The sequence below is a fragment of the Apibacter raozihei genome (genome assembly GCF_004014855.1).
GTDB lineage: Bacteria > Bacteroidota > Bacteroidia > Flavobacteriales > Weeksellaceae > Apibacter > Apibacter raozihei.
Genome location: NZ_CP034930.1, coordinates 2,639,499 through 2,657,631 on the forward strand (window position 1 = coordinate 2,639,499; position 18,133 = coordinate 2,657,631).

At 29.9% G+C, this 18,133-nt stretch carries 11 protein-coding genes; 3 read left to right on the forward strand and 8 right to left on the reverse strand.

The features are described 5' to 3' along the window. Positions 1-678 precede the first annotated feature (678 nt). Positions 679-3,618: a thiol protease/hemagglutinin PrtT gene (locus EOV51_RS11725; protein WP_128152715.1), complete on the forward strand. Its 2,940-nt coding sequence runs from the start codon at positions 679-681 to the stop codon at positions 3,616-3,618. A gap of 378 nt (positions 3,619-3,996) precedes the next feature. On the opposite strand, the gene EOV51_RS14825 is transcribed toward EOV51_RS11725, so the two are convergent. Further along, on the reverse strand, positions 3,997-4,374 hold the full coding sequence (locus tag EOV51_RS14825) for a GNAT family N-acetyltransferase (RefSeq protein WP_317126984.1): 378 nt from the start codon (positions 4,372-4,374) through the stop codon (positions 3,997-3,999). Between the two features lie 6 nt (positions 4,375-4,380). Further along, positions 4,381-4,587 carry a hypothetical protein gene (locus EOV51_RS14830; protein ID WP_228427625.1) on the reverse strand — a complete coding sequence of 69 codons (207 nt, stop codon included), beginning with the start codon at positions 4,585-4,587 and terminating at the stop codon, positions 4,381-4,383. 580 nt (positions 4,588-5,167) lie between these two features. Here EOV51_RS14830 and EOV51_RS11735 point away from each other — a divergent pair. Continuing rightward, positions 5,168-5,956, forward strand: coding sequence for an alpha/beta fold hydrolase (locus EOV51_RS11735; protein WP_128152716.1), 789 nt, complete (start codon positions 5,168-5,170; stop codon positions 5,954-5,956). A gap of 118 nt (positions 5,957-6,074) precedes the next feature. On the opposite strand, the gene EOV51_RS11740 is transcribed toward EOV51_RS11735, so the two are convergent. The 5 genes from EOV51_RS11740 to EOV51_RS11760 all read right to left on the reverse strand — a co-directional run bounded on the left by EOV51_RS11740 (position 6,075) and on the right by EOV51_RS11760 (position 14,387). Further along, a complete protein-coding gene (locus EOV51_RS11740; protein ID WP_128152717.1) occupies positions 6,075-6,944 on the reverse strand; it encodes a hypothetical protein in 870 nt (289 codons plus the stop codon). A gap of 278 nt (positions 6,945-7,222) precedes the next feature. Further along, a complete protein-coding gene (locus EOV51_RS11745) occupies positions 7,223-8,836 on the reverse strand; it encodes a helix-turn-helix transcriptional regulator (RefSeq protein ID WP_128152718.1) in 1,614 nt (537 codons plus the stop codon). A gap of 16 nt (positions 8,837-8,852) precedes the next feature. Further along, complete coding sequence (locus EOV51_RS11750; RefSeq protein ID WP_128152719.1) at positions 8,853-10,493, reverse strand: helix-turn-helix domain-containing protein; 1,641 nt, start codon at positions 10,491-10,493, stop codon at positions 8,853-8,855. A 188-nt stretch (positions 10,494-10,681) separates the two neighbouring features. Beyond that, positions 10,682-13,318 carry a fibrinogen-like YCDxxxxGGGW domain-containing protein gene (locus EOV51_RS11755; RefSeq protein ID WP_164875303.1) on the reverse strand — a complete coding sequence of 879 codons (2,637 nt, stop codon included), beginning with the start codon at positions 13,316-13,318 and terminating at the stop codon, positions 10,682-10,684. 28 nt (positions 13,319-13,346) lie between these two features. Then, a complete protein-coding gene (locus EOV51_RS11760; RefSeq protein WP_128152721.1) occupies positions 13,347-14,387 on the reverse strand; it encodes a hypothetical protein in 1,041 nt (346 codons plus the stop codon). A gap of 700 nt (positions 14,388-15,087) precedes the next feature. Between EOV51_RS11760 and EOV51_RS11765 the strand changes: the two genes are divergently transcribed. After that, complete coding sequence (locus EOV51_RS11765; protein ID WP_128152722.1) at positions 15,088-16,782, forward strand: M12 family metallopeptidase; 1,695 nt, start codon at positions 15,088-15,090, stop codon at positions 16,780-16,782. A 513-nt stretch (positions 16,783-17,295) separates the two neighbouring features. On the opposite strand, the gene EOV51_RS11770 is transcribed toward EOV51_RS11765, so the two are convergent. After that, the gene (locus EOV51_RS11770) at positions 17,296-18,120 is read right to left on the reverse strand and encodes a toll/interleukin-1 receptor domain-containing protein (protein ID WP_128152723.1); all 825 of its coding nucleotides are present in this window, start codon (positions 18,118-18,120) and stop codon (positions 17,296-17,298) included. Positions 18,121-18,133 lie beyond the last annotated feature (13 nt).

Sequence of the window (18,133 nt, forward strand, 5' to 3'; positions counted from 1 at the left end):
TTATATAATTGATTAATTTTTATTATTGAAAACTTTTTGCAAAGTTAAATAGAAATAATTAAGTAATTTTTATATAATATTTCTTAATTCTACATTAATTAGTAATATAAAAATGTAAAAAAACATGCTAAAGTTTTAATAAATACTATTTTATTAGGAGAATGTAATAGAACTGATATAAATATATTTAATGCCAATTGTAGTATTAAAATTGAATGCAATCAAACGAAAGAACCTGAGTATCAATTTACAAAATTACAAATTAGAAATAAATAATTATTTTTATTTAATAAAAAACAAAAATAACTATCTTTGAAAGATAAATTTTTTCTTATTTTAATATAATAAATATTATTTCTTGATTTTTTACTTCTTATTATAAATTTTAATTATAAGGAAATTTATTAGTATGCTATTACTATAATAAAAAATTATAGATGACAAAAAAAATTGTCTGTAATCATCAATAAACTAGAAGGTTATTGAAAATAGTCAACGTATTGACATCTGTATTTGACAAATAGAATATGAAAAAGTTCTTTTACATAATGAAACAAAAAATGTACAAATGTTGAGCTAAATTTTTTATAACTAAATAATATAAAGATTACTGATTATAAACATTATAAGTAATAAGCTACGATTGCTCATATTTAAACATATTAAAATTAACTACATATGAAAAAAAAATTATTATTGTTCTTACTGACAGTATGTTCTTTACCAATATTTGGGAAGCAAATAACTGTAAATGAAGCTACCCGGATTGCTCGGGTTCATCAAAGCCAAAACAGCTCTGTTTTATTCAGGTCAGCGGACATTCAGCTGGTAAAAACCGTGCAAGGAAATTCTAAATCAAAAAAAACTCAGAAAGCCCCCAATTTATACTATGTATTTGACAAGGGCAACAACCATGGATATATCATTATAGCAGCTGATGATGTATGTACTCCTGTTATAGGTTATACTACTGAAGGTACATATAATGAAGAAGATCTTCCACCCAATTACATCGAGTGGATGGAAAAAGTTCAGCAAGGTATTGAAGAAGCTATTCTAAAAGAAAAAAAACCTACAGAAAAGGTGAAAAAACAATGGCAGTCCTACCTGAATTTTACCACAGCTGCATTTCGTTTGGAAAAAAGTGTCAGTCCCTTAATAAAAACAGCTTGGAGCCAAGCCCATCCTTTTTGGAATTCCATTCCTGTTAAAAATCAGTCCGGAAAACCAGCACTTACCGGATGTGTAGCTACTGCTATGGCTCAGATTATGAAATATCATAAATTTCCTTCAAAAGGAATTTTGGCAACTTCTAGTTATACAACGCGTACGTTGGAGATTAAAATTCCTTCAATAGATATTACCCAATATACTTATAATTGGGATAATATGCTTACCGGATATAACCCCGGATTAAGTAATGCTGCTCAGGAAAAAGCAGTAGCTGATCTAATGTACCATTGTGGTGCAGCATTGCATATGGATTACAATTATGGAGGTAGCAATGCATACGCTAATGATGTGGCTTGGGTTTTAAAAACTTATTTTGGATATGATCCTAAAATTCAGTATCTTAATAGACGAACAAAAACTGATGATGAGTGGATTTCTATTTTAAAAAGTAATTTAGATAATAATCTGCCGATATCTTATGCAGGATCCTCATCAAATTCAGGTCATGTTTTTATTTGTGACGGCTATGATGCGCAAGGACTTTTTCATTTCAATTGGGGATGGAATGGCTCCAGAAACGGTTACTATTCTATTGATGCTACTTTAGGTTTTACGATGGAGCAGAATATAGTACATAATATAAAACCCTTATTCGTATCAACTTATAACAAAGTAGATAAAGAAGGATTACGCAAAGTTTTGCGACAGGGAAGAAACCTCTCAGGATTGGGGCTTACTGCTTCGGATACTCTCAGCTGGGAAAAATCCGAAGAATGGGTAGCTAAAGTTAAAGGGGTAACCTGGAAAGATAGTGAGCAGGAAAAAAGAATATCCAGAATATATTGGTGGAGCCAATTTCCCAAATTAACCGGAACTATTGATATAACTCCATTCCCGGAAATTGAAGAAGTTATTTTTCCTTTTAATGCTGTAGAAGCTTTCAAAGCCTCTGATAATTCTAAACTTAAAAAGATTGATGCCGGATATAATAATATGACCGAAGTGACGGTAAACAACTGTACAGCAGTAAACACTTTACTGGTTCATTTTAACCGACTGGAAAAAATAAACGTAACTAACTGGAATTCCGTTACTACACTTTATGTTTATAATAATAAGTTCCGGTTCTCTACCTTACCTTTGAAATCGATTGCCAAGTATGCCTATGACGCACAGGCCAGAATTGAAGGTGGAACCATTTCCGCAGGTAAAACCATAGACCTGAGCTCAGAATACAGTGTTGAAAACACTCTTACCCAATATAAATGGTATAATGGAAGCACAGAAATTACTTTGGCATCTAACGGAAATGGAAAATTCGTTGCAGATCCTAAATACGTAAATACTACATTGACCTGTAAGATGACTAATTCTAAATTTCCAAGGTTTACTTTAGAATATACAGTCAAGATTGAAAAATCACAAGGAATCTATAATGAAAGCGATAAAGAAGGGTTAAGAAATATATTAAATCAGGGAAGTAATTATACTTCAGTAGGATTATCGGATGATGATCTGAAAAACTGGAACATATCTGAAGAATGGGTTTCCAAAGTAAGAGGGGTAACCTGGAAAGATAGTGAGCAGGGAAAAAGAATATCCAGAATATATTGGTGGAATCATCCTATAAAAATAACCGGAACTATTGATATAACTCCATTCCCGGAAATTGAAGAAGCTATTTTTCCTTTTAATTCCGTTACAGCTTTTAGAGCCTCTGATAATTCTAAACTTAAAATGATTGATGCCGGGTACAATAATATGACCGAAGTGACGGTAAACAACTGTGCAGCAGTAAACACTTTACTGGTTCATTTTAACCGACTGGAAAAAATAAACGTAACTAACTGGAATTCCGTTACTACACTTTATGTTTATAATAATAAGTTCCGGTTCTCTACCTTACCTTTGAAATCGATAGCCAAGTATTCCTATGAAGCACAGGCCAGAATTGAAGGTGGAACCATTTCCGCAGGTAAAACCATAGACCTGAGCTCAGAATACAGTGTTGACAACACTCTTACCCAATATAAATGGTATAACGGAAGTACAGAAATTTCTTTGGCATCTAACGGAAATGGAAAATTCATTGCAGATCCTAAATACGTAAATACTACATTGACCTGTAAGATGACTAATTCTAAATTTCCGAGGTTTACTTTAGAATATACTATTTACATTAATAATCCAACAACTCTGTATTCTTCAGATATTGTTTCTTCCGATATTTCAATTTATCCAAATCCGGTTATTGATATACTACACTTTGATACATTCAATGAAATTCAAAGTATAGAGATTTATAACTTTGACGGTAAATTAATTAAACAAGAGAAAAATATTAAAAATAACCGTATTGATGTACGATTATTATCTTCCGGTATTTATTTGCTTACTGTTAAAACAAATACCCAACAATCAACTCTACGTTTTATTAAAAAGTAAATTTTCTATGCATTTGAAAATTAACAGTTAATAATTTTTCTTTAGTATGATAAAAAAGTTCGATATAATATATCGAACTTTTTTTAACTCACTATATAGATTTGTATTTTAGAGCTCATTAATCATTTATCAATGCCGTGAAAAAGAAACAAAAATTCAAGAAAAATATAAACTCGCTATCGCTTAAACATTTATTTTTCATTATGTATGCTAATCTTAATTTTTTCTCAGATGTTGACTGCAAAAGTTAAACAAAGGTTGCTCTTGTGATGGATTTATAATTTAAATGATCCGTTATATTAAAAGCAACAGATTACTGATTATACTTATCTTATAAATATTTATTTGCTATTTGTCGGAATTTATTTTGAGATTGAGTTACTTTTTTTTCTTTTTTTTTGAATTTTTATCAAAATCTTCAAGTTCATATTCAGATATATTATAAATATCATCTTCAAGATACATGCCTTCTACATCATTAAGAGCTTTTGGAAAAAGTTCTAAAATAAGTAATGCTACCGGGAATTTTCCCTCAGCATTTGTAATATTATATTTTTTTGATTCTTTAAAACCAAATTTCTTATAATAATCTGGATCTCCACATAAAAGAATAGCTTTGTATCCTAGCTCTTTTGCTCTTTGAATAGTATGCAAAATTAGCTTGCTTCCTATACCTTTATTTTGATAGTCAGGCAAAACACTTACAGGCCCCAATACAACAATTTCATGTTTTTTATTTTTTTTTGTATCTATTATTTGGGATTAGACATAAGCTATGTTTCCAACTATTTTATCATCACTAACAGCTACATAATCCAGTTCTTTAATAAACTGAGGCCACATTCTTAATTTATGAATAATCAGGTGTTCACTACACCCTGGTGAATATACATTCCAAAATGCTTCTCTTGTAATTTCCTCAACAATACGATATTCTGCCTCTTCTTCTAACCTTAAAGTAATCTTCATATATAAACTATTTTTTGTTTAAAATTACTAATTACACGATAAAAATGCGTTATTGCAACTTACTTTTAATCAGCTTTTATAGTTCTGTTTCTATAAAGAAAGGTGTATTAGCGTAAATGGATATAAAATTTTTATTTGGAAACAATTTCCTAATTTTAGATAAACTATTTAATTTTTTTATCTTTATTGCTGGTAAAATTCCTAAAAAAACAGCAAGCAGGTTTTTGTTTTTTTCAACTGAGTTTATAAGCATCTAATGTATTTATAAACAAGTATCTTAATATTTATAAATTATATTTAATTTTATCTAAATGTAACTAAGAACCATTTATTTTACGAATAATTAAACACCAGCCTATATTTCAAATGAGAAAAAATCCCAAATTTTTGGACAGCTTATTGCTTAAATAATCTTATTTAAATGATGAACTGATATTATTTGTAAAATTGAGAAGCGGTTATAACATACCAAGCTTTTCCTCCCAACGAATTTACAGGTATAGGGAATCTTTTATATGATGATGGCAATTACAGGACTGAATATTACTAAAGGAAAAACAAAATTATTAAAAGTAATACAATGATACATAAAACCGGAAGCGAATTATTTGAAATAAAAGGTAAGAAACTTTATGCAGAATGGAGGTTTGTATATGAAAATCGTCCTGTACTTGTATTTTTACATGATAGTTTGGGCTGTGTAGAACTTTGGCGTAGATTTCCATTTGATTTGGCCCAAGCTGTATCATGCAATGTACTTATTTACGACCGGCTGGGCTATGGAAAATCAGAACCAATGCCTACACACCACAGGCCTGTAAAGTATCTTGAATATGAAGCCGATATCTTGAACCATGTGTTGAATTTTTTTAAAATTGATCAGGCAATTTTATTTGGTCACAGCGATGGAGGAAGCCTGGCTCTTATTACAGCAAGTATTTATGCTAAAAAAATTAGGGCCGTTATTGTTGAAGCGGCACATATATTTGTTGAAGATATTACACTTTCAGGCATTTACCTTATACAAGAAATATACAAAAACTCAAATCTTGCAGAGCGTTTACAAAAGTATCATGGAAACAAAGCAGAAATGGTTTTCAAATCGTGGACTGAAACTTGGATCCGTAATGATTTCAGAGATTGGAATATTAAACATCTACTACCTTCTGTAAGCTGTCCGCTCTTATTTATACAGGGCGAAAAAGATGAATACGGAACATTGACACAGGTTGATGAAACTGTTCGTAATGTAAATGGAAAGGCAGAAAAATATATTATTCCCAATGTAGGTCATACACCTCATAAAGAAATTCCTGAATTAGTTCTGAAAAAATCTACAACGTTTATTAATAGTTTATTTGATTTTTAACATAAATTCTAGCTATAATTATTAAAAACTGACTAATAAATTATAAACAATAAGTCCAATGACTAGTATGAATTTATGGACTTATTGTTTAACCTGTTTATTTAGAGAGTTTCAATATTTATTTTAATTTAGCGAGTAAAACGTTTAATAAAAATGTTCCTTGCCAGTTTGATGTTGTTGTTGTTTGATCTGTACCTACAAAGTCACTTCTACTAACAGAAACAGTTAATCTTGTTTTTCCATTTGTTCCGTCATTCGTTAATTTTATAAAAGATGCAACAAAAATATCAGGATATGACTGATCATTGCCTGTTGTTAAAATAGGATACAAGTTTTCTATATCCATAGTGTTTCCTTGATATTCGTAAACTATGATCATTCTACTTGATTTAGAATAAGCACCCTGATATTCAAAACTTGATGAGGATTTTGAAATAACAAACCAATCGGTGGTGTCGTAAGTTGTAATTGAATGATTAGAAAAATCGGCAATAAATCTTGAATGAGGTGGAATTTTTAATTGTGTTCCATAAATCTGAACATTATTTATTACCTGATTAGTAATATTCGCACCTAGAAAAGAAACGTCCCATCCGGAAGTAAGATTATTATTATTGACAATCTCAACATATGAACCAGGTTTTATAGTTATGCTTTTTGAAATTTCTCCATCAATTCGTAAGTTACTGTCATTAGTTACCAGATCAATTGAAAACCCTGAGATGTTTTTAATTTTATAAATTCTACCTGTGAAACTTGTGTTTCCGGTCTGTACTACCGGAAGTATTACTGTTGCTTCAGATGTACCATTATACGTTATATAGTAGTCTGTAGAAGTTAAATTATATGAACCTGAGATTTCTTTATAACCGGCTTGTAAAGATCCGTTTATAGATAAAGTACTGTTCGGAGTATCTGTATTAATTCCTACCTGACAAAAAGAAAATTGAAATAATACAACTAGTAATAATAAAAATGTTTTTTTCATAAATTAATTTTTCACAAATTTAGGTAGCTAACAGATTACACATTACTTGTATACATACCACAACCGTAAAATTTTTTATAAAATACTAAAATACAATTAATTAACTCATGTAACTAGTAGACATAATTTCAGAAATTATTCATGTTTTAGTGTAAATTTTGCTTATTTAAATAACCCTAAAAGTAGAGCGAAACTGAAACGTCTTTTGTATTATTGGAAAATTAAGCTATGATAATTTATTAGCTTTTAACTTTATTGTCCTGAAATAAAACTAAAATTTATTTATCATCCTTTTTTAGTTGCTCTATATAATAAGATGGAGTAACGCCATTTTCATTTTTAAATGCTAAAACAAAAACCTGGGGTGAGGAATAGCCACATTCTTCTGCCAGATATTTAATTTTATATTGTCTGTAGACAGTAGATTCAAAAAGTTTTTTAGTTATGTAATTAATTCTTAATCCGTTTATATATTTATTAAATGATTTAGATTTAGTTTCTTTGATAAGTTCTGATAAATATTTAGGATTTGTGTTTAATGAATGAGCCAATGTTGTCAACGAAATGTCTTTTTTTAAAAATTTTAAAGATTGCTCAAACCGATCAAGTTTTAAAATTATCTGATTTGCTGTTTCATCAGCAATTTTGGTTACAGACTTTCCAATAGGGTTTTGTTTACTAGCATTATTTTCAACTTTTATATCAATTGAATTCAAATTATTTTCCTGTAACTTAATGAGAAGTCTTTTATAATTTTCATGAGTTTTTTTCTGATTTTGTTTGAATTTTATATATATTAAGATAAATATAATAATTAAAATCACACTCAAAATGATAATAACTTGTTTATTCTTTTCAAAGTGTTCTTTTTGTTTATTTTGAATAATTTTGTCTATTGGTATTTGAATGTTTGTTTTTTCCAGCATATCTAAACTATCAGTGGTCTGGGCAAACAAATCCATATATTTTTTTGATTCTTTAATATTACCTGTTTCTAAATAGGATTTTGCCAGAATTTCATATATTCTTTTTCTTTGGTAAGAGTTTGTTGGCTGTTTTTTCTCTATTTCTAAACTTTTTTTAGCTAAGGCTGCAGCTTTTTCATATTTTTTTTCCAGATAATTAAGCTTACTTTCATTTAAAAGCATCTCAATTCTGTTAATAGCCAACATTGAAGGTCTGGAATTTTCATAAATATTTTTTGCTTTAGTAAAATATTTATAAGCCATAGCAGTATCACTCGGTTCTACCTTATATAAAAAAAAGTGCGCTAAAGCATTATATATGAATATTTTATTTCCAAACTTATTTAATAGGTCTTTATCCTTAATTAGTTCAACTTCATCTAAGGTTTTAAATAAATAATATCCGACTGAATCCGAATGTTTATTATTCTGATCCAAATATATACTTTTTTCGTAATACAAAAGAGCTAATGAAAAGTGAGAAAAATCTTTGTCTTTTATTTTATTAGCATATTTAACCGAACTTTTATATTGCTTTAAACCCTCATCATTAAACCCTAACTTCATATAAGACAATGATAAAAAGCGATAAAATTTACTTATCGAATAATTATTTTTAATATTTTTAAAATTAACATTTTGCTCAATATCCGAAGACAGATTAATGACTTTTTCATATTGTCCTTTTCTGTAATAAAAAATTATAATATAATTACCACTTTCTATAACCCCGTTATCGTAATGAATCTTTTTTGAATAATTATAAATACTTTTAAGTCTTATTATTGCCTGATCTGCTTTTATTGTATTTGAAAAATCCAGTTTACCGGTTTGATCAATTAGATTATCAATGGAGTCTTTATTTTTTTGTGTGTAAGAAAATTTTATTATAAATATAAAGAAGAAAATAAAGAAAAGAAATTTCATATTTATATATTTTCTTTTACGCAGTTTCCTTAGGAAAAATAGCTTCCTTTTTTAACCTTTCTATATAATAAGAAGGTGTTACTCCGTTTTCTTTTTTAAACGCTAAAATAAATACCTGGTGTGAAGCATATCCGCATTCTTCCGATAAATATTTTATTTTATATTGCCTGTATACAGGCTCTTCATATAATTTATGAGTAATATATTTAATTCGTAAACCATTGATATAATTATTAAAAGATTTAAACTTATTTTCTTTAATAATTTCCGATAAATATTTAGGGTTAGTGTTCAGAGAATGAGCCAGAGACGTTAGGGTAAGATCCTTTTTTAAAAATCCGTTGTACTGTTCAAACTTATCTAGTTTAGCCATGAGATGGTTTAATGTTTCATCAGATATTTTTGCTGTAGTTCGAATTATTGTATTTTCTTCGGGATTTTTATTCTCTGGTATCTGCTGTGAAAATACGTCTTTATTATCTTTTAACTTTTGAATAAGCTTTTTATAATTTTCATGAGTTTTTTTCTGATTATTTCTAACTTTTATATAAATAATAATAGAGACCAGTATAAGAATTACTGCCAGAAAAACTAAAATTTTTTGAGTTTGTTTCTGATTAGCTATTTTGTTGTTTTCTATAATTTTAGTTAACGGTTTTTGTATACTGTTAGCACCTTCTAAAGCGATACTATCACTGGTGAGAGTTAATAAATGCATATATTTTTTTGACTGTTCATGATCTCCTTTTTCCAGGTAAGACTTGGTAAGAATCTCATACATTCTTTTTCTTTTATATGCGTTGGTGGGATTGTTTTTTTCTATATCCAAAGCTTTTTTTGTAAGTTCAATAGCTTTATCATAATTTTTTTCGGACAAATAAAAATCACTTAAAGTGAGCAGATATTCAACTTCATTAATGGCCAGCATTGGAGGCGATGTATTTTCATAGATTTTTTCTGATTTTGTAAAATACTCTCTTGCCAGTACAGTATCTTTAGGTTGGGCAACCTTTAAATAATAAACTGCAATACTGTTATAAATAAATATTTTATTAGCAAACCTTATAAGTTTTTCCTTATCTTTAATTGATTCAATTTCTTTAAGGCTTTTAAATAAATAATAACCTACAGAATCCGGATATTTATGAATTTCTGAAAAATATGAAGCCTGATCTTTATAGATCAAAGCTAAAAGTAAATGAGCTTCTTCTTTATCTTGAATTTTTTGTGCTGATTTAAAAGTATTTTGATATTTTTTATCACCTTCTTCATCAAAACCTAATTTTCTGTATGATAGAGCTAATAAACGATAAAATGAACTTACCAGATAAAAGTGAGTTGATTTCTTTAAATCCATATCAGTCTCCAATTCAGTTGCAAAATGAATTAATTTTTCATACTGTCCTTTACGGTAATAAAAAGTCATTAAATAATTACCGCTTTCCAGCATTCCTTTATCATAATGTATTTTTTCGGAAAATAAATAGATTTTTTTTAAATTTTCAATAGCTTGTTCAACTTTAATAGTATTAGAAAAATCTACTTTGGTAGTTTCCTTAATAACCTGCTCTATGGAATCAATGGAGGATTTATTTATTTCTGCATTAGATATTTGCATTAGTATTAAAATACAGAATAAAGAAAAAAGTTTTTTCATGCTATTATAATCTTGCGAATTTATAATATATTTTTAAATGTTTAAAAACCTTCAATCATAAAACTTTCTTAAATTATAAATCTTCACAAAAAATTAAGCCTGTAAATTATTTACAGGCTTAACAAATTCAAAAAAGTTAAAAATATTTACTATTAGATTTTATTTCATTAATACTATGATTTAGCTGTTTATTTTACCCAATATTGTACTATTCTTCCTTCTCCATTATTAAATTTGTGAGGTCGCCAGTTTGCCCAGCCAGCCATACAATAACTTTGTCCGCCAAAATCATCATTACTGTTTGAACAAGTACCGATATGATGATTTACCTGCATTTCACTATTCATATATAAACCAAATAAATCATTAATATACCTCTTATCAAAAGAAACAGTTTGTCCATTGCTCGAAGTATAGGAAAGAGTACCCGTACCCGCAAGATTGACACCTCCGTAAAATCCGGTAAAAAAATATGCAAAACTATAAAATCCCGGAGGAGTAGCAGCAAATGGTATTCCGCCAAATGTATAAACAGCATTTGATGCAGAAGCTTTTACAAGAGAATTTCCAAAAACTTTACCTTCTGATGTATATTCATCTGACACATAGTTTCCCGTTGCAGGATTACCACCTCCAAAAATTTTTACATTCCAGTAATTATCTTTTCCCCATACATCATCTGAAGGCGCTACGGTTGTACTTTCTACAATTTCAGGTGTTAAGGTTCCTGTATTTTGATGTCCTTTTTCTTTAATTGTAAACCTGTACTGATTATTTATATTACCTATATTGTTAACCACAGCACTAGGTACAGAAAAAGCATATTCATTGAAAACTCCTGTTTCAGTTTTTACCGGATTTCTTTGTCCCTGAGTTGCTATCGATTCTGCCTGTGTCCTTTCAACAACTAATATTTGCCTTTCAGATAAAGATTTTACTAATGTCCATCCTCCGCCTTTCATATCACAATAGGTTTTAAATTTATTATTACTGGTATCTCTTACCCAATAATATCCATTTTGAGAATCCGGATTTGCATCTAATATTTCCGTACAACGATTAGCCGGATCTGTAAACGATCCTTTAGAACTATCCACTTTTACATTTATTATTCCAGAACAATCAGGTGTAACATCGATTAAGTTGAAACTTATAATTCCGGTTGTATTACCTATAGTCCCTTGGGCATATAAACGAATAGTCAAAGTAGAAGAATCTACAGCCAGGCTTCCGGAAGAAAATTTAAATCCATTCTCAGTTGTTGTTTCCAAAACCAAGTCTCCTTGTCCTGTAATTGTAACCGGAATATCTATATAATGCTGAGTAGTTGAAAATTCAGTTTGTTTGGTAATATATTTACCCGGGCCATAAGTTATTGAACTACAATCAACATTAGTTATTTTTGCAGCATCTGATTTTACATGAATTCCTGGTAGAATACATCCAATTACAGTACTTATATCATTAAACCGGATATCCGTTATTGCATCTACGCTTGTATCCGGAGCAACTGTTTCATTATGATTTATCGGTATTCCCTGTCCTTCTAATTTCACCTGATAAACTCCCGTTTGATCAAAATTTCCGGATTTGTAAAAATAATAACCATTGGAAGTTGATAATTTTATAGCATACCTTCCTATACTGGTAATATTAATTTTTACTGTATATGTAGCCTGCGTATTACCGTTTAAAGATTCTCCTTTAATAAGAGGAGTATCGACTGCATTTGTAACTATACCTCCAGTGGGGGCATTACAATCAACTAATTCAAAATCGGCATTACCCGGATCTCCACAAAGAGACAACCAGTTTTTTGATTTTTCACTGTAGTATCTGAAACAACCGGTATCAGGATTATAAAAGACAAGTCCGTCTATGGTAACCGGTAATAAATTTTTAGTAATTTTTGGTAATAATACTCCTTTGTCATCAGAAGCTACTTCTAATTGTGCGCCTTCACTCATGCTGGAATTTTTTCCAATTTTCATAGTCCCGATTACATCTAAAGTAGCCGTAGGAGCAGAGGTGTTTATTCCTGTTCTTCCTCCATTGGCATCTGTAATGCTAAGTATTTCCGATAGATTTTTACCAACACTAAAAGACAGATAGCGGTTTCCGATTGCTGTTCCTGTAGATACGTCTCCAAAGTTTATTCGCGCTACTGATCCGCCATGTACGGATGAGATACTTTGTATATGTATACCAAAATTATCGGTACGATTTCCATAAGAATATCCATCCTGACCAATATTTATCCCTAATGCATGATTTGTTTCTTTTTTTGTTCTGGATGCATTTAAAAATAAATTTCCTTCTACCTGTAATTTAGAAGTCGGATTAGTTGTACCTATACCTACTCTGTTATTTTGAGCATCTACTGAAAAAGTATTCCCGTTTACTGAAAAAGCATTAAGCGTGGTTCCTCCGGAAAAAGAAAGAGTCTTACTGCCCAAAGTTACAATACGATCTTCTGTAAGGCTTCCGTTATTGTTATAAATATTCGGGGTGGTTCTAACCCAGGCAGTTCCGTTGTGATAATAATAGCCTATAGCATTTATGTTAACAGCCGAACCCGTTTGTGCGCCAGTAGCTATACTATTAATATAAACCAAAGTCGAAGCAGGTACTGAAGACATACTTTGCGCTCTCTGCCTGTCTATTCTGGGTATCAATAATCCCTCTGTCTTTGTACTTGTTCCTGTACTATTTAAGGCTGCTATATCTATAGTAGCTGCAGGTGTTTCCGTATTAATCCCTAGCTGAGAGTAACCTGAAATGCTTAAAAACAAGAATATTATTATAAATATGTACTTAGTAATCATGTTAAATTCTAAAAATTACATTAATTATTTATAAGCTTCCACAAAGGGATAACCATTTTTTCGATTTTTCGCTGTAATATTGGAAACATCCATTATCGGTGTTGTAATATAAAAGTCCATCTACTGCTGTAGATAATGAATTTTTAGCTATTCTGGGTAATAAAATCCCTTTATCATTTGAAGAAATTTCAAGTTCTACAGCAGAATTAATATCAGAAGTACCGACAGACTGTCCAATTCTAGCCGTCCCTATTACATCTAAAGTAGCCGTAGGAGCCGAGGTGTTTATTCCTGTTCTTCCTCCGTTGGCATCTGTAATGCTAAGTATTTCCGATAGATTTTTGCCAACACTAAAAGACAGATAGCGGTTTCCGATTGCTGTTCCTGTAGATACGTCTCCAAAGTTTATTCGCGCTACTGATCCGCCATGTACGGATGAGGTACTTTGTATATGTATACCAAAATTATCGGTACGGTTTCCGTAGGAATATCCATCCTGACCGATATTTATTCCTAATGCGTTATTTGTGTCTTTTTTTGTTCTGGATGCATTTAAAAATAAACTTCCTTCTACCTGTAATTTAGAAGTCGGATTAGTTGTACCTATACCTACTCTGTTATTCTGAGCGTCCACTGAAAAAGTATTCCCGTTTACTGAAAAAGCATTAAGCGTGGTTCCTCCGGAAAAAGAAAGAGTCTTACTTCCCAAAGTTACAATACGATCTTCTGTAAGACTTCCGTTATTGTTATAAATGCTAGTATTGAGTTTTACCCAGGCAGCTCCGTTGTAATAATAATAGCCTATAGTGTTCATGGTAGCAGTTGAACCCGTTTGTGTGCCTGTAGCTATACTATTAATGTAAACCAATGTCGAAACAGGTACTGAAGACATACTTTGCGCTTTCTGCCTGTCTATTCTGGGAATCAACAATCCCTCTGTCTTTGTACTTGTTCCTGTACTATTTAAAGCTGCTATGTCTAAAGTAGCTGCAGGTGTTTCCGTATTTATTCCCACCTGGGAATAAAGAAAAGTAGTTGAAATAAAACTTACAATCTTAAAAGTATTCATCTTCATATTATTTACATAAATTATTGTTGTATAAAAAATGGATTGAAGTAAAAACCATGATTATTTAATTTCCATGATTTTTATCTTGTTCTTATTTTAAATAAAACTTGATTTTGATTTTCTTGCGATGCAAAATTACATACGAGTAGCTTACTTAAAAAGTCAAAGCATTCATATTTATTGAATTTATGAATTATGAATTTGTTTTTAAATTATTGTAATACAAATATTTACATATATTTTTTTAAAAAAAAGGAAAACCTTTTTTCAATATGGAATATAGTCTGAGAATTTAACTATTCAGACAAAAACAGAGCCTTTACATTAACCTTGTATGATATATATTAATTGGAAAATTTCAACTAACTGTTTTAATCCAGAGAGCAATTTTGATCTTAAACTATTTTCTTTTTACTAGAATAGCTTTTATAAATAAATCGTTGATTTGTTCATCCAGGCTCTTAAAATATTAGAAGACTAAGGTTAAAATTTGCTTTAAAAAACGTTTTAATAAAATAGTGACTTAAATAAATCCACCTTCTTTTATCCTTAAATTTTTCGATTTAGTAATAAGTAAACTATAAATATAGAGGAGGGGAGAACTTAATTTATAAATCAGGTTAATAAATTAAATTATTTAACATAAAAATGCTTAATTTTTATTATATTTAAAAATTAACAATCTGTAAAATTTTATAAAATGGGAAAGATTTTTACTTTTAATGCATTAACAATTATTATGCTTATACTTAATTCCTGTTCTTCAGATGATACTTTAATTACATCTGATACTAACATTGAACAAGGAAAAGAAAGTGACTGGTTAAAGTATTCTAACGCCGAAGGGTATCTAGTTACGTTTGATAATAATTCTGAAAAATTATACTTAATAAGTAATGATACAGGATTATTTTTAGAAGGAGATATTAAAATTAAAGAAGATATTATACAAACAAAAGCCGCTGGTATTCCATTTATAAAATCTAAAAAATGGGTGAGCAATAAAATATATTATACATTTGATATAAATATACCCATGTCAGGCAAATCAGCAATATTAAATGCTATAAGAATTATCGAAAGTCAGGTTCCGGTTAAATTTTATGAAAGAAAAACAGAGAACAATTACATACACTTTTTCAAAGGTAATGGTAATTGGTCTTATGTAGGAATGACAGGTGGAAAACAATATTTATCATTATATAACGATACAAACTTAGGAATCATAACTCATGAAATTGGTCATGCTCTAGGACTTTTTCATGAGCAGACCAGATTAGATAGAGATAAGTACATAACAATTCATTGGAATAATATAACTGAAAATAATAAGCATAATTTTGAAAAACACTCGGGTGGAAAATATGGACTGGATTATGGAGTATTTGATTTTAATTCGGTAATGTTATATGGTTCATTTTCTTTTAGTACGAATAACAAGCCAACCATTACAAAAAAAAATGGACAAACTTTTGAATCTAATAGACAAAGTTTTTCATCTGGAGATATAGAAGCTCTAAAAATGATTTATCCGACATTACAACTATCTCAAAATCTTGATTACGATGGAGATGGTAAAGCAGATGTAGCTTATAAAACATCATCGGGCATTTGGTATATAGATTATGCAAAAAATGGCTTTGGCAGCTGGGATGTTAGTTATAGTGGGTATGGAAGCATTGCTGATATACCTTGCCCGGCTGATTATGATGGAGACGGTAAAGCAGATTTAGCTTTAAGAACACCATCGGGAGTTTGGTTGATAGATTATGCGAAAAATGGCTTTGGTAAATGGGATGTTAGTTATAGTGGGTATGGAAGCAGTGTTGACATTCCTTATCCTGCCGATTATGATGGGGACGGTAAAGCAGATTTAGCTCTAAGAACGCCATCGGGGGTATGGTTGATAGATTATGCAAAAAATGGCTTTGGTAGATGGGATGTTAGTTATCGTGGATATGGCAGCAGTGTTGATATTCCTTGCCCTGCCGATTATGATGGAGATGGTAAAACCGATTTAGCTTTAAGAACACCATCGGGAGTTTGGTTAATAGATTATGCAAAAAATGGCTTTGGTAAATGGGATGTTAATTATGGAGGGTACGGCAGTAGTGTTGATATCCCTTGTCCGGCTGATTATGATGGAGATGGTAAAGCAGATTTAGCTTTAAGAACACCATCGGGAGTTTGGTTGATAGATTATGCGAAAAATGGCTTTGGTAGATGGGATGTTAGTTATAGTGGGTATGGAAGTAGTAATGATGTTTCTTGTCCTGCCGATTATGATGGTGATGGTAAAGCAGACTTAGCTTTAACTTCTTATGGAAAATGGCATGTAGATTATGCAAGAAATGGTTTTGGTAGATGGGATTATTCATATGTATTGAAATACTAATAAAAATAGTTAGTACAATACTCTAACAATATCCTAAATCCGTCTCAATAATCTTGATGAGACGGATTTTTTAATGTAGCCATGTAAATTTTAACTACTATATTTTAAATTGAATATTATATTTCAGTTTCTTTAATTGGAGAAATTCTTAACTATTATTTTTCATATATTTTTACATTTAGTTCGGGTGTTAACCCAATCTTTAATGTAAAGACTGTAAATTTTTTAAACAAACAGGTTTGGCCACGCGGCTATTTACACATAATGGCAAATTATAGGAAAACTTTGTAAAATGTGTTTGTCTCAGAAAAGTTTTATTTAGGCGAAGCCCGGAGCTTTTGCGCAGACATAATATAACATTATAGGAAAATGTGTAAATACTACCTTAATTTTGAAATATTTAATTATTCTATAATTTTCCTATAATTTCCTATAATGTACTTGCATTATGTTACATAGCTTTGAGCTATTTATTTTTTAAAAGGGGAGGGAAAAAAAAATTTATTTTGCAATTTATTTTTTAAATTTAAAAATATCATCAACAGGCATTGGGTTTGAAGAAAACTTTTCACCAATAGTAGTAGTTACATAAGCAGTTATTGTTACACCTTTGCCTATAAATTTTTCAAATTGTTTAAAAAAGCCTTCAACAAGTTTATATTTTATTTGATATTGTTCTCCATATTCCATCTTTATTGGAAATTCAATGTGATTTATAGATTCTACTAATTGAAAAGTATCAGCAGATCCTATCACAGGCTGGCTAATTGTAAAATAAGGAGCATGGAAATATCTATGCTCTTTAATAATATTTGTCACTGTTACTCCAATACATATTTCAGATATACCAAAACTATTAACTAATATATATATTGATAAATAAATATTGCTTTCAGAGATCTCTTTTTCTGGAATTGGAATATTGACCTCACTACCAAGTTTTTTTAGAATTCTATCTGCCAGCTCTTCAGGTTGCATATTTTTAATATTAATAAAACCTATAGTAGATCTAAGGCCGTCTAATTCTGTATCATCAAATTTCACAGGTAAGATATATTCTTCCTTATTTTCAATTGATCTTGCTAATGCATTTCTAATTTCGAAATTTGTCCAAATTTTTTCTTTATAGAAAGATGAAATAAATGGAATAAAATATTTTGATTGCCTTCTATATATGTAATCAAAATGAATTCCTAAATCTTTACCCCATAAATCTAATTCATCAAATTTATCGTAAAAGACAGATATTTTATTTTCCTTTAATATTAAAGCAACTTTTTCTACATATTCTCTATCTTCTCCGGCGAAAGATAAAGCAACTTGATATTTATATTCCATTATTTAATGTGTA